Below are 21,537 nucleotides of genomic sequence, written 5' to 3' on the forward strand. Positions count from 1 at the left end.
AAAAAGGCCAGGCGGTGCAAACCCACTGCAAAGGGTAAAACAACAAACATCACATTTGGAGCAGAAGAATGAGTATTTCCTTGAAGAAGTCAGGGATGCTGAAGCTTGGTCTGAGCCTGGTGGCTATGACCGTCGCAGCAAGCGTACAGGCTAAAACTCTGGTTTATTGTTCAGAAGGATCTCCTGAAGGCTTTAACCCGCAGCTTTTCACCTCTGGTACCACCTATGATGCCAGCTCCGTGCCGATCTATAACCGCCTGGTCGAGTTCAAAACCGGCACAACTGAAGTGATCCCGGGACTTGCTGAGAAGTGGGAAATCAGCGAAGACGGTAAAACCTATACCTTCCACCTTCGCCCTGGCGTGAAGTGGCAGGACAACAAAGATTTCAAACCGACGCGCGATTTCAACGCCGATGACGTGGTGTTCTCTTTCGATCGTCAGAAAAATGCCCAGAACCCGTACCACAAAGTTTCTGGCGGCAGCTATGAATACTTCGAAGGGATGGGCCTGCCGGATCTGATCTCCGAAGTGAAAAAGGTGGATGATAAAACCGTTCAGTTCGTGCTGACTCGCCCGGAAGCACCGTTCCTGGCTGACCTGGCGATGGACTTCGCTTCTATTCTTTCCAAAGAATATGCGGACAACATGCTGAAAGCCGGTTCCCCGGAGAAAGTGGATCTGAACCCAATCGGTACCGGTCCGTTCCAGCTGCAGCAGTACCAGAAAGACTCCCGTATTCTGTATAAAGCATTCGAAGGTTACTGGGGCACTAAGCCGCAGATCGACCGTCTGGTCTTCTCCATTACGCCTGACGCTTCCGTGCGTTATGCCAAGTTGCAGAAGAACGAGTGCCAGGTGATGCCGTACCCGAACCCGGCAGACATCGCGCGCATGAAGCAGGATAAAAACATCAATCTGATGGAGCAGGCCGGTCTGAACGTTGGCTACCTCTCTTTCAACACCGAGAAGAAACCGTTTGATGACGTGAAAGTCCGTCAGGCGCTGACCTACGCGGTCAACAAAGACGCGATCATTAAAGCGGTTTATCAGGGTGCTGGCGTTGCCGCGAAAAACCTGATCCCACCGACCATGTGGGGCTATAACGACGACATTAAAGATTACACCTACGATCCTGAGAAAGCCAAAGCACTGCTGAAGGAAGCCGGTCAGGACAAAGGCTTTACCGTTGAGCTGTGGGCTATGCCGGTACAGCGTCCATATAACCCGAACGCCCGTCGTATGGCGGAAATGGTTCAGGCTGACTGGGCGAAAATTGGCGTTCAGGCCAAGATTGTGACCTACGAGTGGGGCGAGTATCTGAAACGCGCCAAAGCGGGTGAACATCAGGCGGTGATGATGGGCTGGACCGGTGATAACGGGGATCCGGACAACTTCTTCGCCACCCTGTTCAGCTGTGCGGCAGCGAAAGACGGTTCTAACTACTCTCGCTGGTGCTACAAACCGTTTGAAGACCTGATCCAACCGGCGCGTGCGACCGACGATCACAACAAACGTATTGAACTGTACAAGCAAGCTCAGGTTGTTATGCACGATCAGGCCCCGGCTCTGATTGTTGCTCACTCCACCGTGTATGAACCAGTGCGTAAAGAAGTAAAAGGCTATGTGGTTGATCCATTAGGCAAACACCACTTCGAAAACGTCTCTGTCGAATAATTAAAAGCAATCAAGGAAGCGCTGCGCCCCGGTATTGTGTAGGCCGGATAAGCGCAGCGCCCTCCGGCGTAATGCTTTACCCACGATGCAGTTTGCGTGGGATAAGATTTGTGAGCAATACAGACTCACGGTTCCAGGCCGTGCGTCATTAGAGAGAATCCGGGTTATGTTGCAGTTCATTCTCCGACGTTTGGGACTCGTCATCCCCACGTTTATCGGTATCACTCTTCTCACCTTTGCCTTCGTCCATATGATCCCCGGCGATCCGGTTATGATCATGGCGGGTGAACGTGGGATCTCCCCTGAGCGTCATGCTCAACTGTTGGCTGAACTCGGTCTGGATAAGCCGATGTGGCAGCAGTACCTCCACTATATCTGGGGGGTTATGCATGGTGATTTAGGTATCTCGCTGAAAAGCCGCTTACCGGTGTGGGAAGAGTTCGTGCCTCGCTTCAAAGCGACGCTGGAACTCGGCGTCTGCGCGATGATTTTCGCCGTCGCAATAGGTATCCCGGTGGGTGTTCTTGCTGCCGTTAAGCGCGGCTCCATTTTCGATCATACCGCCGTTGGCCTGGCGCTGACCGGTTACTCCATGCCGATCTTCTGGTGGGGCATGATGCTGATCATGCTGGTGTCCGTACAGTGGAACCTGACGCCGGTTTCCGGTCGGGTGAGCGACATGGTGTTCCTTGATGATTCCAATCCGCTGACCGGTTTTATGTTGATCGACACCGCCATCTGGGGTGAAGAGGGCAATTTTATCGATGCGCTGGCGCATATGGTTCTGCCGGCAATGGTGCTGGGCACTATACCTCTGGCGGTCATTGTGCGTATGACCCGTTCATCGATGCTGGAAGTGTTGGGTGAGGATTACATCCGCACCGCGCGCGCTAAAGGTTTGACCCGCATGCGCGTCATCATCATTCATGCTCTGCGTAACGCGATGCTGCCGGTTGTCACCGTTATCGGCCTGCAGGTCGGCACGCTGCTGGCAGGGGCGATCCTGACCGAGACTATCTTCTCGTGGCCGGGTCTGGGACGCTGGCTGATAGATGCGCTGCAACGCCGTGATTATCCGGTAGTGCAGGGTGGGGTACTGCTGGTCGCGACGATGATTATCCTCGTCAACCTGCTGGTAGACCTGCTGTACGGCGTGGTGAACCCGCGTATTCGGCATAAGAAGTAAGGGGCCATCATGTCACAGGTTACTGAAAATAAAGTTATTGCTGCACCGGTGCCCATGACCCCGCTGCAGGAGTTCTGGCACTATTTTAAACGCAACAAAGGCGCGGTCGTTGGGCTGGTGTACGTGGTGGTGATGATCCTGATTGCGGTCTTTGCCAACGTTCTCGCGCCGTACAACCCGGCAGACCAGTTCCGCGATACGCTGCTGGCTCCGCCGGCATGGCAGGAAGGCGGTTCCATGGCGCACCTGCTTGGTACTGATGATGTGGGCCGCGATGTGCTGTCCCGCCTGATGTACGGGGCGCGTCTGTCGCTGTTGGTTGGCTGTCTGGTGGTGGTGCTTTCCCTGCTGATGGGCGTGGTTCTCGGGCTTATCGCCGGTTACTTTGGCGGGATTGTCGATAACGTCATCATGCGCGTGGTTGATATCATGCTGGCGCTGCCGAGCCTGTTACTGGCGCTGGTGCTGGTGGCGGTATTTGGTCCCTCGATTGGCAACGCCGCGCTGGCGCTGACGTTCGTGGCATTGCCGCACTATGTGCGTCTGACGCGTGCCGCCGTACTGGTGGAGGTGAACCGCGACTATGTCACCGCATCCCGCGTGGCCGGAGCCGGTGCGATGCGCCAGATGTTCGTCAATATTCTGCCTAACTGTCTTGCGCCGCTGATTGTTCAGGCGTCGCTTGGCTTCTCTAACGCCATTCTCGATATGGCTGCCCTCGGCTTTCTGGGGATGGGCGCACAGCCGCCGACGCCAGAGTGGGGCACCATGCTCTCTGACGTGCTGCAGTTCGCTCAAAGCGCCTGGTGGGTCGTGACCTTCCCGGGTCTGGCGATCCTGCTGACGGTGCTGGCATTTAACCTGATGGGTGACGGTCTGCGTGACGCGCTCGATCCCAAACTGAAGCAGTAAGAGGTTCGAGATGGCGTTATTAAATGTAGATAAATTATCGGTGCATTTCGGCGACGTAGGTTCCGAATTCCGCGCCGTAGACCGCATTAGCTACAGTGTGAATCAGGGTGAAGTGGTTGGCATTGTTGGGGAGTCTGGTTCTGGTAAGTCCGTCAGCTCGCTGGCGATTATGGGGCTGATTGACTACCCTGGCCGCGTTATGGCCGAAAATCTGGAGTTTAATGGTCGCGACCTGAAGCGCATCTCTGAGAAAGAGCGTCGCCAACTGGTGGGTGCGGAAGTGGCAATGATCTTCCAGGACCCGATGACCAGTCTTAACCCCTGCTACACCGTCGGCTACCAGATTATGGAAGCCATCAAGGTGCACCAGGGCGGCAACAAAAAAACGCGTATTCAGCGGGCAATTGACCTGCTGACGCTGGTGGGGATCCCCGATCCGGCCTCGCGCCTGGATGTCTATCCGCACCAGTTGTCCGGTGGGATGAGTCAGCGCGTGATGATCGCGATGGCGATTGCCTGTCGTCCGAAGCTGCTGATTGCCGATGAACCGACAACGGCGCTGGATGTGACCATTCAGGCGCAGATCATCGAGCTACTGCTGGAATTGCAGCAAAAAGAGAACATGGCGCTGGTCTTGATTACCCACGATCTGGCGCTGGTGGCGGAAGCGGCGCACAAAATCATCGTGATGTACGCCGGGCAGGTCGTGGAAACCGGGGCCGCGCAGGATATCTTCCGCGCGCCGCGTCATCCGTATACCCAGGCATTGCTACGTGCGTTGCCGGAGTTTGCACAGGATAAAGCGCGTCTGGCCTCGTTGCCGGGCGTGGTGCCAGGGAAATATGACCGCCCGAACGGTTGTCTGTTGAACCCGCGCTGCCCCTATGCGACTGACAAATGCCGCGCTGAAGAACCTGAACTGAACCTGCTGGAAGGCGGTCGTCAGTCGAAATGCCACTACCCACTTGATGATGCCGGGAGGCCTGGGCTATGAGTACGCAAAAGGCCGCCGCGCAACAGCCGCTGTTGCAGGCCATTGACCTGAAAAAACACTACCCGGTGAAAAAGGGCATGTTCGCCCCGGAACGCCTGGTGAAAGCGCTGGATGGTGTTTCCTTTACTCTGGAGCGCGGTAAAACGCTGGCGGTGGTCGGTGAGTCGGGCTGTGGAAAATCCACCCTTGGCCGTCTGCTGACGATGATTGAAATCCCGACCGGCGGTGAGCTGTATTACCAGGGACAGGATTTACTCAAGCACGACCCGCATGCGCAGAAGCTGCGTCGGCAGAAAATCCAGATAGTATTCCAGAACCCCTACGGTTCCCTGAACCCACGTAAGAAAGTTGGGCAGATTCTGGAAGAGCCGTTGCTGATCAACACGACGCTCAGCAAAGAGGAGCGTCGTGAAAAAGCGCTGGCGATGATGGCGAAAGTGGGACTGAAAACCGAGCACTACGACCGCTATCCGCATATGTTCTCCGGCGGTCAGCGTCAGCGTATCGCCATTGCCCGCGGTTTAATGCTTGACCCGGATGTGGTGATTGCCGACGAACCGGTCTCGGCGCTGGACGTTTCCGTACGTGCGCAGGTGCTGAACCTGATGATGGACTTGCAGCAGGAACTGGGGCTGTCCTACGTCTTTATCTCGCACGACCTGTCGGTGGTAGAGCACATTGCTGATGAAGTGATGGTGATGTATTTGGGCCGCTGCGTGGAAAAAGGAACCAAGGATCAGATCTTCAATAATCCACGTCATCCGTACACTCAGGCGCTGCTTTCCGCAACGCCGCGCCTGAACCCGGACGATCGCCGCGAGCGTATCAAGCTGACTGGTGAGCTGCCAAGCCCGCTGAATCCGCCACCGGGCTGTGCGTTCAACGCCCGTTGCCGTCGTCGCTTTGGTCCGTGTACTCAGCTTCAGCCACAGTTAAAAGACTATGGTGGTCAACTGGTAGCCTGTTTCGCCGTTGACCAGGACGAAAACCCACAGCAATAAACGTGGGTTATGACCCGATAACCGGAGCCTTGTGCTCCGGTTTTTTTATAATTCGTTTTTACTCCCACAATGTGAGTCCATTGGCAGAACATTATTCCATAGTGTCTAGAATATAGTCAGATTTTTGGACGGCACAGAAATATCTACTTCGCAGTTGCTAACTACCAGGAGCAAATGTGGTCACGATACGCTGGGATATTAAAACAATTGATCGTCTGTCGATGGTTGAGGATGTCCTGAAGGAATTTTCCTGTTGTGATATCAATATCATCTCCATGAAAGTCACACCTGGACGGATCCTGATTAAATCCTGGTGTCGCCAGTTACAGGATATTTCCTGCGTGCAATCCTGTTTAAGCCGACGTGCCGATATTATTAACGTCGCTTACCTATGTGAAGAGATAAGCGAGTTGTCGATGTCTGAGCCGGAACGCCCGCGCTATTTCTCTGACATTATTTGCAGCAGCCAGAGCATGCACTCGCTTATCGAAAAGGCGATAAAAATTGCTGACAGCAAATATACCGTTCTGATCCGTGGTGATACGGGCACTGGCAAAGAATTGCTGGCCCGGGCTATCCATAATTCCGGTCAGCGGCGTTTTTATCCGTTTATTCCGGTTAACTGCTCTGCGCTACCTGAGTCGTTGATGGAGAGTGAATTCTTTGGCTATGAGAAAGGGGCTTTTAGCGGCGCAGACTGTAAAGGTAAAAAAGGGTTGTTTGAAATGGCCGAGAAAGGCACCCTTTTTCTCGATGAATTTGGTGAAATGTCGCTGGGCTTACAGGCTAAATTATTGCGCGTCCTGCAGGATGGCGGGATCCGTCGCGTTGGCGGGGCGCAAATTATTCCGGTTAATGTACGCATTATTGTGGCAACCAACGCCAATCTGGAAGAGATGGTGGAGCAACGCCTGCTGCGCGCCGATCTCTATTACCGCATCAATGTACTTTCCCTGACTATTCCACCCTTGCGGGAGCGCCCGCAGGATATCAGTCTGTTGATTCGCCACTTTGTGCAGAAATACGCGAAGGAGTTCCAGCGGCGGATCATTCTGGATAAAGCTTGCTTTGATGCCCTGCATCATCACAGTTGGCCGGGAAATGTGCGCGAACTGGAAAATACCATTATTCGCCTGATGCTAATGGCGGAGTCCGATGTCATAACGCGGGAAGAATTAGGAATAGTGAATTTTCCCGCCGTTAAGCAAGGCCCGACAGAACGTCCTTTTAAAGAGCAGGTCCAGTGCGCCGAGCGTCAGTTAATTGAACAGATGGTGGAGGAGAATGTGTCGTCACGGCATATCGCCAAAGCGCTGGGGGTGTCACATACCACGGTACTGAATAAAATTCGCAGCTATCAACTGGAGAGTGTGAGCTAAGCGCCGCCAGGTGTTGACGGCGCAGTTTACGCGGGTTATTCAATCAGCTTCAGTAATGGCGACAGGCATAGCAGGATCCCGTACAGCAGGATTAGCCAGGTTTTCAGCCCGCGCAGTTTTTCCAGCTGTGTGACTTTATAGATCAGGAAAAACGGAATAATACACGACACAATCCCGTACAGCGGGCTGCCTAACTGGAAGAACACCAGTACCGATACGCGAAACGATACCCAAATAACCAGCGTAATAACGATAAATGTGCAAATACCCAGCGTAAGCACCAGAGGATTAATTTTCTCCACGTCAATAACGCGGCTCAGAACGTTAAGAATAATTCCTTTAATCGCCTCGTGGAATCCCAAATAAATACCAAAGAATGCGGTTAATACAGCGAAGATATTTAACACCGTTGAGGTGATGTGAATAATCTGACCAGGAATAACCTGCGCCGCCAGAGCCAGTGCAGAAATATTCTGTTCGAAGGCCGACACGGCCTCTTCATGGCTAATCGAAAAGGTAAAAGAGAAGGAGAAAAACAGGATGACCGCAATCAGCGTAATGTAACTGATCCGATGCGTGCGTATAGCCATACGTGTGGCCAGTACCCGGTCCGCCACCCGTTTGCGGTAGGCAATGTTCATGGGGTTCAGCACCTGAATAAACACCGCCGAGAAGAAGCAGAATGGGATAGTCAGCAGCACATCGCGAAAGAACACCGATGCTTCAGGAAAGGCGCTGATATTGCTGAAGTTCCAGTGCGGAACCATCGCAAAGCCGAAGATGATGATAATGCCGACTTTTACCACCACCATCGGACCGGAGATTTTGAACAGTAGCTTTTCTCCCCCGGAAGCAATGGCTACCAGTACGGCAAAAATGGCCACTTTGTAGATGATTGACTGCGAAAGGTCGGTATCGGTTAGCCCAAAAGTTTTGATATACGAGGCGCTGTCAAAAACCACCGATAATGAATAGATGAATATTCCATGAATAATCATCAAAAAGTAAATCACACCGAGGAATACACCCCAGTTTTTCCCAAGGTAATGACTTATAATATCGGTGTAGTCATTGCAGGTTTCACTTTCGGATAATGTTTTTAAATAAATGTCCTGCACAATGTACGTTGCCGGGTAAGCGATAATAAAGGCGACAATAAAAACCCAAATGCCGGTTAAGCCAATTTGTACCGGCATCAGAACTGTACCCGCACCAATTGCCATGCCGATGCAGAGTAATACCCAGCCAAAATCGTATTTTGTAAACGGTATTTTCTTTGAGAATGGTACGGCGGTTGCTGTATTGTTGCTTAATTGTATTGTGTTGTCCTGCATAGAACCCCCTGCCCAAAATACCCGTTCTCCCCAAAAAAGGAGCGCGCGTATAGCCAGACTGTTGTGCCTTGATGCTCAACGACCTGAACCGAGCGTCGTCGGTTCAGGCCGTAATGGTCAGAATGTTGCCTTTCTGATGGCGTGTTCAAGGTCGTTAATAATATCTTCTGGATCTTCAAGACCCACAGAAAGACGGATAAGCCCGTCGGTAATACCTGCTTTAAGCCGTTCCTCTGGCGCAACGGGCGAATGTGTCATAGACGCTGGGTGCTGAATGAGGGTTTCGGTATCACCGAGACTGACCGCGAGGAGGCACAATTCTACAGAATTGATCATCCGTCTGCCAGCCTCGAGGCCGCCGGCGATTTCGAAGCTGATAATTCCCCCTGGCAGGCTCATCTGCCGTTGGCCCAGTTCATACTGTGGGTGCGAAGCCAGGCCAGGGTAATAAACGCGGGTAATGGACGGATGCCCTTCGAGGAAGCGGGCGATTTTTAGCGCGTTTTCACAGTGACGTTCCATACGAATGCCCAATGTTTTAACGCCGCGCAGCGTCAGCCAGGCGTTGAAAGGGCTCATACAGCCACCGGTAATATCCTTCAAACCGACAAACCGCGCCTGGTCGATAAATTCCTGTTTCCCGACAATGATGCCGCCAATCACGTCTCCGTGACCGTTGATATATTTAGTGACGCTATGCACCACGATGTCTGCGCCCAATTGCAGAGGCTGCTGACAGTACGGCGACATAAAGGTGTTATCCACCACCAGCAATGCGCCTTGCTGATGGGCGATACCGGCTACCGTTTCAATGTCGACCAGCGACAGCGTCGGGTTAGCGGGCGTTTCGATATACACAACTTTGGTTTCCGGGCGCATGGCGGCGCGGATTTCTTCCGGTTTCGCGGCGTCGACAAAACTCACGTTAATGCCGAACTTCGGCATGCTGTGCGACAGAAATGCGTGAGTACAACCATAAATCGCGCTGGCGGAAACGATATGGTCGCCCTGCTGGCACAGCGTCAGCAGCGTTGTGGTGATCGCAGAAATACCGGACGCGGTAGCCAGCCCGGCTTCACCTCTTTCCAGCACCGCCAGCTTTTTCTCCAGCGCATCGGTGGTAGGGTTGCCCAAACGGGTATAAATGTACCCGGACTCTTCGAGCGCAAAGCGGGCGGCACCTTGTTCGGCGCTGTCAAAAACAAACGTTGAAGTCTGGAAAATAGGCGTACTGAGCGCGCCAGTTGAAGGGTCGGGTTGTTGCCCCGCGTGAACGATCTGGGTGTTGAATCCGTAAGTACGACAGTCAGACATGATATCTCCTTTGATTCGGAACAGAACAGCTCACAGTCATATAGCAATCGCTGTGCCAGAAAATAAACTAATAGATATCAATACGTTAGTGGTTTTATCGTGCGGGTAGCCGTCAGGAAAGTTGCCAGTTGGCAAGAAACTTTCCAGGGCTTGGCGGATTTATTAAGCCGTAATTGCGAGGCTTTACGCAGACTGGATCACTCCGGGGTGATGAGACGGAAGTGTTACCGTAGAATCAGCAGCAAGCCGGGTTTACCCGGTGAGGCGCAATGTTGCGGGGGCTTGATCCCCGGCGGCATAGGTTGCTGGAAAGAGAAAACCCCCGCACGTTGTTCGGTATAAACCTGGCAACAAAACGGGGGCTAACTTGAACCTCAACAACTCAAGAATAGCCGCGAACAGTTGCCATTGCAACACAGGCGGCTATATGACGCTCATGCAACTGGGCACAGCCTTCTGGCACGATCTGGCAGCGCCGATCATCGCTGGCATTATCGCCAGCCTGATTGTGAACTGGCTACATAACCGGAAGTAATGTGCTCTATGGGTGTCTGCCTGCCGTAATGGCAACATGCGCCCGAACCAGGCCGCAGGGGTTAACCTTGCGGCCTTTTTCGGCTTAAATGCAGATAAATCTCGTCGCCAGGTGCCTATCCTGTCGCGATAATGCACGCTGGGAAGTTTTCAGATACCGCCTCTCTTAATACCGCTACGATCGGGTATACTCTGACGGCAGTTTCGTCTATCCGTGGAGAGTCAGTTTGCGTGTCAGTCGCTCGTTAACAATTAAGCAGATGGCGATGGTTGCGGCCGTTGTCATGGTGTTTGTTTTTATTTTTTGCACCGTTTTGTTGTTCCATTTGGTCCAGCAGAACCGCTATAACACGGCTACGCAACTGGAAAGCATCGCTCGCTCCGTCCGTGAACCTCTGTCGGCTGCCATCCTGAAGGGGGATATCCCCGAAGCAGAAATGATTTTAAGCCGTATCCAGCCCGCTGGTGTGGTCAGTCGCGCGGATGTGGTACTGCCCAACCAGTTTCAGGCATTGCGGATGAGCTTTATCCCTGAACGCCCCGTTCCGGTTACGGTGACCCGACTGTTTGAACTGCCGGTGCAGATTTCGCTCCCGGTCTATTCTCTTGAGCGCTCTGCCAACCCACAGCCGCTGGCGTATCTGGTGTTACAGGCGGATTCATACCGCATGTACAAATTCGTGACGAGCACGCTTTCAACGTTAGTGACCATTTACTTACTTTTGTCGTTAATCCTGTCGGTAGCCATCTCCTGGTGTATTAACCGCCTGATTGTGCACCCGTTACGCAAAATTGCTCGCGAACTGAACGATATTCCGCAGCAGGAGCTGATCGGCTATCAACTGGCATTACCGCCTATGCATCAGGATGATGAGATTGGGATGCTGGTGCGTAGCTACAACCTGAATCAGCAACTGGTCCTGCGCCACAGTGAAGAGCAGAACGACAATTCGATGCGCTTTCCGGTCTCTGAACTGCCAAATAAGACGTTCTTAATGGGGCTACTTGAGCAGATTGTTACTGGCCCGCAAACAACTGCGTTGATGATTGTCACCTGCGAAACCCTGCGTGATACCGCCGGTGTATTGACCGAGACCCAGCGGGAAATCCTGCTGTTGACGCTGGTTGAGAAACTGAGATCGGTGCTGGCGCCCAGAATGGTGCTTACTCAGGTGAGCGGCTATGACTTCGCGATTATCGCGCACGGTGTGAAGGAACCCTGGCATGCAATCACATTAGGTCAGCAAGTACTTACTATCATGAATGAACGGTTGCCCATTCAGGGTATTCAGCTTCGCCCGAGCTGCAACATTGGGGTGGCGATGTACTACGGCGATTTGACGGCGGAACAGCTATACAGTCGCGCGCTATCGGCAGTGCTAACCTCGCGTCGCAAGGGTAAAAATCAGATCCAATTCTTTGATCCGCAGCAAATGGAAGAAGCACAGCAGCGTTTGACCGAAGAGAACGACATTCTGACCGCGCTTGATCACCAGCAATTTGCGCTGTGGATGCAGCCGCAGGTAGAGATCGCCAGCGGCAAGATGTTGAGTGCTGAAGCTTTATTGCGGATGCAGCAGGCAGACGGAAGCTGGGAATTACCGGAAGGGTTAATCGACAGGATTGAATCCTGCGGTCTGATGGTGACGGTTGGATATTGGGTGCTGGAGGAGTCTTGTCGCCAGCTTGCGGCCTGGCAGGAACGTGGTCTGATGTTACCGCTGTCGGTGAATCTGTCTGCGCTACAGCTCATGCACCCCAGTATGGTGTCGGATCTGCTGGAGTTGTTAAACCGATATCGCATTAAGCCCGGTACCTTGATTCTGGAAGTTACCGAAAGCCGGCATATAGATGATCCAAACGCCGCTGTCGCTATCCTGCGCCCACTGCGCAATGCGGGGGTACGCATTGCGTTGGATGACTTTGGTATGGGCTATGCGGGTCTGCGACAGTTGCAGCATATGAAGTCACTGCCAGTTGATGTGCTCAAAATCGATAAGATGTTTGTTGAAGGCCTGCCAGAAGATAGCAGTATGATTTCTGCCATTATTCAGCTGGCTCACAGTCTCAATTTGCAAATGATTGCGGAAGGCGTTGAAACCGAAGCGCAACGCGACTGGTTATCACAGGCAGGGGTGGACGTCGCGCAAGGATTCCTGTTTGCCCGTCCGGTTCCGGCAGATATCTTCGAAGAACGCTATTTAGCGAAGGAATCAGCTGATTACAAAAGTTAAAAAAGGTAGCGCTTGTGCGAGCCAGTTCAAAATTTTTAACAAATTTGTATCAATTATGATCCAGGTGCATTTCTGTCATGTTGTGTGGGTGTTACTTTAAGGCCGCAGGTTAAACAAAACCTTACAAGACCTGTGGTTTTTACTTTAAGGACACCCTATGAAAACCTCTATCTTCAAAAGCCTTTACTTTCAGGTCCTGACAGCAATTGCCATTGGTATCCTCCTTGGCCATTACTACCCTGAATTAGGCGCCCAAATGAAACCGCTTGGCGACGCGTTCGTTAAGCTCATTAAGATGGTCATCGCACCTGTTATCTTCTGTACTGTCGTTACCGGCATTGCAGGTATGGAAAGTATGAAAGCAGTTGGCCGCACAGGTGCGGTTGCACTGCTTTATTTTGAAGTGGTTAGTACGATTGCGCTGATCATTGGTCTTATCATTGTCAACGTGGTGCAACCCGGCGCCGGGATGAACGTCGATCCGGCAACGCTGGATGCCAAAGCGGTAGCGATCTACGCCGAGCAGGCAAAAGACCAGGGGATCGTGGGCTTCCTGATGGATATTATCCCGGGTAGCGTCATTGGCGCGTTCGCCAGCGGCAACATCCTGCAGGTATTGTTGTTCGCGGTGATGTTTGGTTTTGCTCTGCACCGTCTGGGCAGCAAAGGCCAGATGATTTTCAACGTAATTGAAAGTTTCTCGCAGGTTATTTTCGGCATTATCAACATGATCATGCGCCTTGCGCCGATAGGTGCTTTCGGTGCCATGGCCTTTACCATCGGTAAGTATGGCGTCGGAACGCTGGTGCAACTGGGTCAGTTGATTATCTGCTTCTACATTACCTGTATCCTGTTTGTGGTCGTGGTTCTGGGCTCCATTGCTCGCGCAACCGGCTTCAGCATTTTCAAATTCATCCGCTATATCCGTGAAGAACTGCTGATCGTACTGGGTACGTCTTCTTCTGAATCCGCGCTGCCGCGTATGCTTGATAAGATGGAAAAACTGGGCTGCCGGAAGTCGGTTGTCGGGTTGGTTATACCCACGGGCTACTCGTTTAACCTTGATGGGACATCGATATATCTGACTATGGCGGCGGTGTTTATCGCGCAGGCCACCAATAGTCATATGGATATCTTCCATCAGATAACCCTGTTGGTGGTGCTGCTGCTCTCCTCGAAAGGCGCAGCGGGCGTGACCGGAAGTGGCTTTATCGTGCTGGCAGCGACAATTTCCGCAGTAGGGCATCTGCCGGTAGCGGGTCTGGCGCTCATCCTGGGTATTGACCGCTTTATGTCTGAAGCGCGTGCGCTGACTAACCTGGTCGGTAACGGGGTGGCAACGGTCGTTGTGGCTAAGTGGGTGAAAGAACTGGACCACAAAAAGCTTGATGATGTGCTGAATAATCGTGCGCCGGATGGCAAAACGCACGAAATATCCTCTTAATCTCTCCACTTATGCCCGTAGTCCCTTCCAGGACTGCGGGCGTTTGCGCATAATTACCCCCTGTGCCTGAAACTGTCTGTTCGACGGTTTCGGGATTTTTTCACTTCTTCCGTGACATTTTTATGTTCTTGCGGTCTAACACGAAGTGTTTTTAACGTCATATTCAGAGGGTCCTTCTCAGGGCTGTCTTTTTATTTCCAGGATAGTTGATCAGGGGTTCACATGCAGGGCACAAAAATTCGACTTTTAGCGGGCGGCTTGCTGATGATGGCCACTGCCGGCTATGTGCAGGCAGATGCGCTCCAGCCTGACCCGGCGTGGCAACAGGGCACGCTGGCAAATGGTCTCCAGTGGCAAGTGTTAGCCACTCCCCAGCGCCCCAGCGACCGTATTGAGGTTCGCCTGCTGGTTAATACCGGTTCACTCACCGAAAGTACGCAACAGAGTGGTTTCAGCCATGCGATCCCACGTATCGCGCTGACGCAAAGCGGTGGCCTTGATGCCACGCAAGCCCGTTCATTGTGGCAGCAGGGGTTCGATCCTAAACGCCCCATGCCGCCCGTTATCGTTTCCTATGATTCCACGTTGTACAACCTCAGTCTGCCAAACAGCCGTAACGATCTACTGAAAGAGTCACTTTCTTACCTGGCGAATATTTCCGGCAAGCTGACCATTACCCCTGAAACGGTTAACCATGCACTGAGCAGCGAAGATATGGTGGCAACCTGGCCGTCAGATACCAAAGAGGGATGGTGGCGTTATCGTCTGAAAGGCTCCACGCTGTTAGGGCACGATCCTGCCGATCCGCTGAAAAAGCCGATTGATGCAGCAAAAATTCAGTCGTTCTACCAGAAATGGTATACCCCGGATGCGATGACGCTGATTATCGTCGGTAACGTTGATGCGCGTAGCGTGGCTGAGCAAATCAATAAAACCTTTGGCGAGTTAAAAGGAAAACGTGAAACGCCGGCTCCGGTGCCTACGCTCTCTCCACTGCGTGCGGAAGCGGTAAGCATTATGACCGATGCGGTACGCCAGGATCGTCTTTCCATCATGTGGGACGCGCCGTGGCAACCTATTCGTGAATCCGCCGCGTTGTTACGCTACTGGCGTGCCGATTTAGCCCGTGAAGCGCTGTTCTGGCATATCCAGCAGACGTTATCCAGGAACAACGCGAAAGACATCGGCCTCGGCTTTGACTGTCGGGTGCTGTTCCTGCGTGCACAGTGCGCTATTAACGTTGAATCGCCGAACGATAAGCTGAATGCGAACCTGGGCACGGTGGCTCGTGAACTGGCGAAAGTGCGGGACAAGGGCCTGCCGGAAGAAGAGTTCAATGCGCTGGTAGCGCAAAAAAATCTGGAATTGCAGAAACTGTTTGCCACCTACGGCCGCACCGATACCGATATTTTGATCAGCCAGCGTTTGCGCTCGTTGCAAAACCAGGTGGTGGATATCGCGCCAGAACAGTATCAGCGTTTACGGCAGAACTTCCTTAATGGCCTGACCGTTGAGATGCTGAATCAGGATTTGCGTCAGCAGCTATCGCAGGATATGGCTCTCATTCTTCTTCAGCCGAAAGGGGAACCTGAGTTCAACATGAAGGATCTGCAGGCGACATGGGATAGCATAATGGCGCCGGTTACCGCAGCGGCAACGTCGGCTGAAACGGATGAATCACATCCTGAAGTGACGGATATCCCGCCAGTACAGTAACCTGTAGGCCGGATAAGGGGGTTACGCCGCTATCCGGCATTGGAGATGCCGGGGGCGCTTTGCTTGTCCGGCCTACGGTATGCAGACCGGATAATCGACGTTACTGCGGCATGGCATCGCGTGGGATAATCGCCCCGCGATGCTGAATAACGGTGCTTGCTGTCAGGTGGCCACGTTTTGCGGCTTCAGCGGCATCGCCACCGGTTAAACGCACTGCCAGATACCCGGCACTGAAGGAGTCTCCTGCCGCCGTGGTATCGATCACTTTTTCTTTCGGTAATTTTACAGCCGGTACATCGATAAGTCCTTCACCCTCGATGGACACCAGGCAAGAGTCTGCGCCGCGCTTCACAACCACTTCCTGTACGCCAGCTGCGTGAGTCCGGGCAATTACGTCCTCTACGGGTTTTTCACCCCACAGCGCGTCTTCATCGTCCAGCGTCAGGAACGCAATATTGGTGCACTCCAGCATCTGCTGATACACCTGCTGAGTTTCTTCTTTGCTGCTCCACAGACGCGGGCGGTAGTTGTTGTCAAAAATGACCTTGCCGCCGTTGGCGCGACACTCGCGCAGCAGCGACAGCAGTTTGTCACGGCTGGCCGGGCTTAAAATCGCCAGGCTGATTCCGCTCAGGTACAGGTAGTCGAATGTCGCCAGCGTTTTGCAAATGGCGCCGGATTGTTCGCTCTCCAGCCAGAATTTTGCCGCCGCTTCATTACGCCAGTAATAGAAGGTGCGCTCGCCAGTACTGTCAGTCTCAATGTAATAGAGACCCGGCAGACGGTTTTCCATACGCTGGGTTAATGACGTATCGACGTTTTCTCCCTGCCAGGATTCCAGCATTTGCTGGCTGAAACTGTCAGTGCCCAGCGCCGTGACGTAATGTACGGAAAGGGCCGCAGAATCGACCTGACGGGCAATATAAACGGATGTATTCAACGTGTCGCCACCGAATCCGCGCTGAACGTCGGCGCCTTTCTGTGACAGCTCAATCATGCATTCGCCAATCACGGCAATCTTCCTGGACATAGTCGTAACCTGCTCTGAAAAAAATTAGCGTTAGTGTGCGCTGTGGGTGTTAAGTGGTCAACTATATTAAAACAACGTTCCATTATTTTTTTGAGCCAGAACGTGTTCTGTGTCGTTTTTACCGCTGTTTTTATTTTGCGTACTGCTGAACGTAAAGTTCTGCGCCTGAGCGCCGATAACCTTTGACGAGTCCGGTCAGTCACACTCTTATTTACAGGACACCTCAGATGATAAAGCAGGTCACCCAGCAGCTAATTACGCCAGATGCGAGTATCGAATGCTTGCAGGAGCGACGCTATTGGCTGCAGTGCGAGCGTGCTTACACTTATCAGCCCATTTACCAGACCAATGGTCGGCTGATGGCCGTAGAGCTGCTAACCGTCGTGAGCCATCCTGATAACCCTGCTCAACGCATTGCGCCAGACCGTTATTTTGCTGAAGTTGCTGTTCGGCATCGCGTTGAGGTAGTGAAAGAGCAGCTTGAACAACTTGAACTGAAAAGTGATTTTTTCAGAGCCCACGATCTGCTGGCCTCCGTCAATGTCGATGGCCCGACGCTCATTGCGATGCGCCAGGACCCCGAGATCCTGAAAATCATTGAATGCCTGCCCTGGTTACGCTTTGAGTTGGTTGAGCATATCCGCTTACCGAAGGGATCGTCGTTTGCCTCGATGTGCGAGTTCGGCCCGCTCTGGCTGGATGATTTTGGTACCGGGATGGCCAATTTCTCGGCCCTTAGCGAAGTGAGTTACGACTACATCAAAGTGGCGCGGGATCTGTTTGTCATGCTGCGTCAGACGCCGGAAGGCCGTAACCTCTTCACTTTGCTGCTCCAGCTTATGAACCGCTATTGCCGTGGCGTGATTGTCGAAGGTGTTGAAACCCTGGAAGAGTGGCGCGATGTGCAAAACTCACCGGCTTTTGCTGCTCAGGGCTATTTCCTCTCTCGTCCGGTGCCACTGAGTACCCTGGAAGAGGTGATTCTGTCGCTTTGATGCGGATGTAGCGTGCCTCCTTTTCGCCCTGCTGGACTATCTTTAGGACAGGCAAGGGAGGAGGTCAGGAGGAAAACGTGACGAAAACAAGCAAAATAGCCGCATCCGTAGTAGGGTTTTTCTTGTTGCTGATCGTCGTGCTCATCATTGTGATTGCGACATTTGACTGGAACCGGCTCAAACCGACCATCAACCAGAAAGTCTCTACTGAACTCAACCGTCCATTCGCCATACGCGGTGATCTGGGCGTCGTCTGGGAACGCCAGAAGCAGGAAACCGGCTGGCGCAGTTGGGTTCCGTGGCCGCATGTTCATGCTGAAGATATCATCCTCGGCAACCCGCCAGATATTCCCGACGTTACCATGGTGCATCTCCCGCGTGTTGAAGCTACGCTCGCCCCACTGGCACTGCTGACAAAAACCGTCTGGCTCCCGTGGGTCAAGATGGTGAAACCCGATGCGCGGCTCATTCGGTTGTCGGAGAAAAACAACAACTGGACCTTTAACTTCGCCGGGGATGAAAAACGCGATCCCAATGCGCCGCCACCCGCGTGGTCTTTCAGGCTGGATAACATTCTGTTCGATCAAGGGCGTATCGCTGTTAATGATAAGGTGACGAAGTCGGAGCTTGAGATCCTGGTCGATCCACTAGGCAAGCCGTTACCGTTTAGCGAAGTGACAGGCACCAACAGCAAAGAAGGGGGCGCCAGCGTTGAGGATTACATTTTTGGTCTGAAAGCCCAGGGCCGCTACAACGGTGAGCCGCTAACCGGAACGGGAAAAATTGGCGGGATGTTGGCGTTACGTGGCGAAGGTACCCCTTTTCCGATACAGGCAGACTTTCGCTCGGGCAACACGCGCGTGGTATTTAGCGGCACGATAAATGACCCGATGAATATGGGCGGTGTCGATCTACGGCTTAAATTCTCTGGGGATTCACTTGGGGATTTATACGATTTGACCGGTGTGCTGTTACCGGATACACCACCGTTTGAAACGGACGGGCGTCTGGTGGCGAAAATCGATCCGGAAAAGTCCTCTCTTTTTGAATACCGCCATTTTAATGGTCGCATTGGCGATAGCGATATTCACGGGACGCTGGCCTACACCACCGGCAAGCCGCGACCCATGCTGAAGGGCGATGTGGAATCACGCCAGCTGAGGCTGGCGGATTTGGGGCCGCTGATCGGTGTGGATTCAGGCAAAGGGGCAGAACGGGCAAAACAATCTGAACAGCGCAAAGGTGAGAAGAGCGTTCAGCCTGCTGACAAGGTGTTGCCGTATGACCGTTTTGAAACCGACAAATGGAACGTAATGGATGCTGATGTGCGTTTCAAAGGACGGCGTATCGAACACGGCAGTAGCCTGCCAATCAGCGATCTCTCCACCCATATCCTCCTGAAAAAAGCTGACTTGCGCCTGCAGCCACTGAAATTTGGCCTCGCAGGGGGCAGTATTGTTTCCAGCATTCATCTGGAAGGGGATAAAAAGCCGATGCGGGGGCAGGCGGATATTCAGGCTCGCCGCCTGAAGCTAAAAGCACTGATGCCGGACGTGGAGTTGATGCAGAAAACGCTCGGTGAGATGAACGGTGACGCCAGGTTGAGCGGTAGCGGAAATTCAGTGGCTGCGCTGCTGGGTAACAGCAACGGTAACCTGAAGCTATTGATGAATGATGGATTGGTCAGTCGCAATCTGATGGAGATCGTTGGGTTGAATCTGGGTAACTATATCGTCGGACAAATATTCGGTGATGACGAAGTACGGGTGAACTGCGCAGTGGCAAATCTGGATATCGTCAATGGCATCGCGCGCCCACAAATTTTCGCGTTCGACACGGAAAACGCGGTGATCAACGTGACCGGGACTGCAAGCTTTGCATCTGAGCAACTGGATTTAACCATCGACCCGGAGAGCAAAGGCATTCGTATTATTACCCTGCGTTCGCCGCTGTATGTCCGTGGGACCTTTAAAAATCCACAGGCTGGCGTGAAGGCCGGGCCGCTGATTGCACGCGGTGCGGTGGCTGCCGCGCTGGCAACGCTGGTTACGCCAGCGGCGGCGCTGCTGGCGCTAATTTCTCCGTCTGAAAACGAAACGAATCAGTGCCGGACGATCCTGTCGCAGATGAAGAAGTGATGAGCGCGCCGGATGCGGTGTAAACACCTTATCCGGCTTACGGGGGATTGCAGTCTGTAGGCCTGATAAGCATAGCGCCATCAGGCAATCAAATTACAGCGATTGATGCCGTGTCTCATGGGTTAACAGCAGCGCAATCAGCGTTAAAGCCGCCATCGATGCCAGATACGTACCGACCGCCGCCAGACCGTAGTTCCCCTGCAGCCATGCGGCAATATAAGGGGCAACAGAGGCACCGAGAATTGACGAGACGTTGTATGAGAACGACGCTCCCGTATAGCGCACTTCAGTCGGGAACAACTCCGGCAGCAGTGCCCCCATCGGGCCGAATGTCAGACCCATCAGGCTCAGGCCAAGCAACAGGAAAGCGAACACCAACACCGGATTGCCAGAACCGAGCAGCGGTTTAAAGGCAAACAGCGCAAACAGAATGATAAGCGTGGTGATGATGAGCATGCTCTTGCGACGACCAAACGCATCGGCCAGCAGGCCAGCCACTGGTACCATAACGCCAAAGCCAATAACCGCCATCATCAGCATCCACAACACTTCATTACGCGGCAGGCCAAGCCCTACGGGGGCTGCGGCAGTGCTGAACGTCATCGAATAGACGGTCATGATATAAAACAGTGTATAGGTCGCCAGCATGATGAATGTGCCAAGGATCGTCACACGAACATGTTTTGTCAGCAGAGTACCCAGCGGGATTTTCACCTGTTTTTTCGCTGCGGCGACTTTGGCAAATACCGGCGATTCGTGGAGAGAAACACGGACGTAGAGACCGATAATGACCAGTACGGCAGAGAAGATAAACGGCACGCGCCAGCCCCAGCTCATAAACTGTTCGTCGGTCAACAGCCAGGAGAGCAACAGGAACGTGCCGTTAGCGAAGAAGAAACCGATAGGCGCACCCAACTGCGGGAATGAACCGTACAGCGCGCGTTTACGCGGTGGTGCGTTTTCCGTTGCCAGCAACGCCGCGCCGCCCCATTCACCGCCCAGACCTAAACCCTGACCAAAACGCGCCAGCGCCAGCAGCAAGGGGGCGAAAATGCCGATTGTTTCATAGCCCGGCAGCAGGCCAATCACAACCGTTGAAATCCCCATGGTGAGCAGTGAAGCAACCAGCGTGACTTTACGTCCAACACGATCGCCGAAATGGCCGAATACGGCGGAGCCGATCGGGCGGGCCACGAAGGCGATAGCAAAGGTAGCCAGCGACTGTAGTGTGGCCGCCGTGGGGTCACCCTGCGGGAAGAAGATGTGGGGGAACACGATCACCGCCGCGGTCGCGTAAATATAGAAGTCGAAGAACTCAATGGCAGTGCCGATGAGCGAAGCGACGACGACTTTATTGCGCGAATTGACCGGGGCGTGTTCTTGTTCGTTATCGAGTGTTGTGGCGGTTGCTTGCATAATATTTTCTTATTTTGGGTCGAACGAAAGGCCATATTACGCACAGCAAAAGAGACATTTCAATCTGTAACAAACTTTGAGATCGGTCAAAAATGGAGCAAAAAGGGGATAATTTTTAGGCTTGAGATTTCACTTCCATGAAATGCTTCACACAATTTAAAACTTAGTTGATAAAACTGGTTTTTGGTTAAATAAAAGTTACGTTCTGGATTTATTCACTAAATCGGTGAGAGC

Annotated in this window: 16 protein-coding genes; 12 read left to right on the forward strand and 4 right to left on the reverse strand. The window is 53.0% G+C overall.

Annotation, left to right across the window (positions count from 1 at the left end; genetic code table 11):
• The first annotated feature begins 68 nt into the window (after window positions 1-68).
• The 6 genes from dppA (at window position 69) to OGY19_RS02685 (ending at window position 7,148) form a co-directional block, all read left to right on the forward strand.
• Entirely contained in the window at window positions 69-1,676 is a 1,608-nt protein-coding gene (dppA, locus tag OGY19_RS02660) for a dipeptide ABC transporter periplasmic-binding protein DppA (RefSeq protein ID WP_048213650.1), read from the forward strand.
• Window positions 1,677-1,842: 166 nt separating this feature from the next.
• Window positions 1,843-2,862, forward strand: coding sequence for a dipeptide ABC transporter permease DppB (gene dppB / locus OGY19_RS02665; protein ID WP_115601326.1), 1,020 nt, complete (start codon window positions 1,843-1,845; stop codon window positions 2,860-2,862).
• A 9-nt stretch (window positions 2,863-2,871) separates the two neighbouring features.
• Window positions 2,872-3,774: a dipeptide ABC transporter permease DppC gene (dppC, locus tag OGY19_RS02670; RefSeq protein ID WP_061066786.1), complete on the forward strand. Its 903-nt coding sequence runs from the start codon at window positions 2,872-2,874 to the stop codon at window positions 3,772-3,774.
• A 10-nt stretch (window positions 3,775-3,784) separates the two neighbouring features.
• Window positions 3,785-4,768 carry a dipeptide ABC transporter ATP-binding protein gene (gene dppD / locus OGY19_RS02675; RefSeq protein ID WP_005133837.1) on the forward strand — a complete coding sequence of 328 codons (984 nt, stop codon included), beginning with the start codon at window positions 3,785-3,787 and terminating at the stop codon, window positions 4,766-4,768.
• Window positions 4,765-5,769 carry a dipeptide ABC transporter ATP-binding subunit DppF gene (gene dppF / locus OGY19_RS02680; protein WP_115601327.1) on the forward strand — a complete coding sequence of 335 codons (1,005 nt, stop codon included), beginning with the start codon at window positions 4,765-4,767 and terminating at the stop codon, window positions 5,767-5,769. The genes dppD and dppF overlap by 4 nt, the downstream gene beginning before the upstream one ends.
• A 176-nt stretch (window positions 5,770-5,945) precedes the next feature.
• Window positions 5,946-7,148: a sigma-54 interaction domain-containing protein gene (locus tag OGY19_RS02685; protein ID WP_048213648.1), complete on the forward strand. Its 1,203-nt coding sequence runs from the start codon at window positions 5,946-5,948 to the stop codon at window positions 7,146-7,148.
• 35 nt (window positions 7,149-7,183) lie between these two features.
• Here the strand turns inward: OGY19_RS02685 and OGY19_RS02690 are convergent, their stop codons facing one another.
• Both OGY19_RS02690 and megL read right to left on the reverse strand, forming a co-directional pair.
• Window positions 7,184-8,482, reverse strand: a complete 1,299-nt coding sequence (locus OGY19_RS02690; RefSeq protein WP_048213647.1) for an aromatic amino acid transport family protein — start codon at window positions 8,480-8,482, stop codon at window positions 7,184-7,186.
• Between the two features lie 117 nt (window positions 8,483-8,599).
• On the reverse strand, window positions 8,600-9,796 hold the full coding sequence (gene megL / locus OGY19_RS02695) for a methionine gamma-lyase (protein ID WP_061066783.1): 1,197 nt from the start codon (window positions 9,794-9,796) through the stop codon (window positions 8,600-8,602).
• 427 nt (window positions 9,797-10,223) lie between these two features.
• Here megL and OGY19_RS02700 point away from each other — a divergent pair, with 427 nt between their 5' ends.
• From OGY19_RS02700 to OGY19_RS02715, 4 genes are all read left to right on the forward strand, one after another.
• Window positions 10,224-10,331 carry a type I toxin-antitoxin system toxin Ldr family protein gene (locus OGY19_RS02700; protein ID WP_040231637.1) on the forward strand — a complete coding sequence of 36 codons (108 nt, stop codon included), beginning with the start codon at window positions 10,224-10,226 and terminating at the stop codon, window positions 10,329-10,331.
• A 226-nt stretch (window positions 10,332-10,557) separates the two neighbouring features.
• Entirely contained in the window at window positions 10,558-12,564 is a 2,007-nt protein-coding gene (hmsP, locus tag OGY19_RS02705) for a biofilm formation regulator HmsP (protein ID WP_061066782.1), read from the forward strand.
• 157 nt (window positions 12,565-12,721) lie between these two features.
• Window positions 12,722-14,008, forward strand: a complete 1,287-nt coding sequence (gene dctA, locus OGY19_RS02710; protein ID WP_115601328.1) for a C4-dicarboxylate transporter DctC — start codon at window positions 12,722-12,724, stop codon at window positions 14,006-14,008.
• 222 nt (window positions 14,009-14,230) lie between these two features.
• Window positions 14,231-15,724 carry a M16 family metallopeptidase gene (locus OGY19_RS02715; RefSeq protein WP_115601329.1) on the forward strand — a complete coding sequence of 498 codons (1,494 nt, stop codon included), beginning with the start codon at window positions 14,231-14,233 and terminating at the stop codon, window positions 15,722-15,724.
• Between the two features lie 100 nt (window positions 15,725-15,824).
• Here OGY19_RS02715 and kdgK read toward each other — a convergent pair whose 3' ends face one another.
• Window positions 15,825-16,754 carry a 2-dehydro-3-deoxygluconokinase gene (gene kdgK / locus OGY19_RS02720; protein ID WP_048213641.1) on the reverse strand — a complete coding sequence of 310 codons (930 nt, stop codon included), beginning with the start codon at window positions 16,752-16,754 and terminating at the stop codon, window positions 15,825-15,827.
• A 227-nt stretch (window positions 16,755-16,981) separates the two neighbouring features.
• On the opposite strand from kdgK, the gene pdeH reads away from it, so the two are divergent.
• Together pdeH and OGY19_RS02730 are read left to right on the forward strand one after the other, a co-directional pair.
• The gene (gene pdeH, locus OGY19_RS02725; protein WP_005133851.1) at window positions 16,982-17,749 is read left to right on the forward strand and encodes a cyclic-guanylate-specific phosphodiesterase; all 768 of its coding nucleotides are present in this window, start codon (window positions 16,982-16,984) and stop codon (window positions 17,747-17,749) included.
• A gap of 77 nt (window positions 17,750-17,826) precedes the next feature.
• Window positions 17,827-19,887, forward strand: coding sequence for an AsmA family protein (locus OGY19_RS02730; RefSeq protein ID WP_286596220.1), 2,061 nt, complete (start codon window positions 17,827-17,829; stop codon window positions 19,885-19,887).
• 93 nt (window positions 19,888-19,980) lie between these two features.
• Here OGY19_RS02730 and OGY19_RS02735 read toward each other — a convergent pair whose 3' ends face one another.
• Window positions 19,981-21,303 (reverse strand): MFS transporter, encoded by a 1,323-nt coding sequence (locus OGY19_RS02735; RefSeq protein WP_048213639.1) that lies wholly within the window; start codon window positions 21,301-21,303, stop codon window positions 19,981-19,983.
• Between the last annotated feature and the right edge of the window lie 234 nt (window positions 21,304-21,537).

This window comes from Citrobacter sp. Cy070 (assembly GCF_030332245.1).
GTDB lineage: Bacteria > Pseudomonadota > Gammaproteobacteria > Enterobacterales > Enterobacteriaceae > Citrobacter > Citrobacter youngae.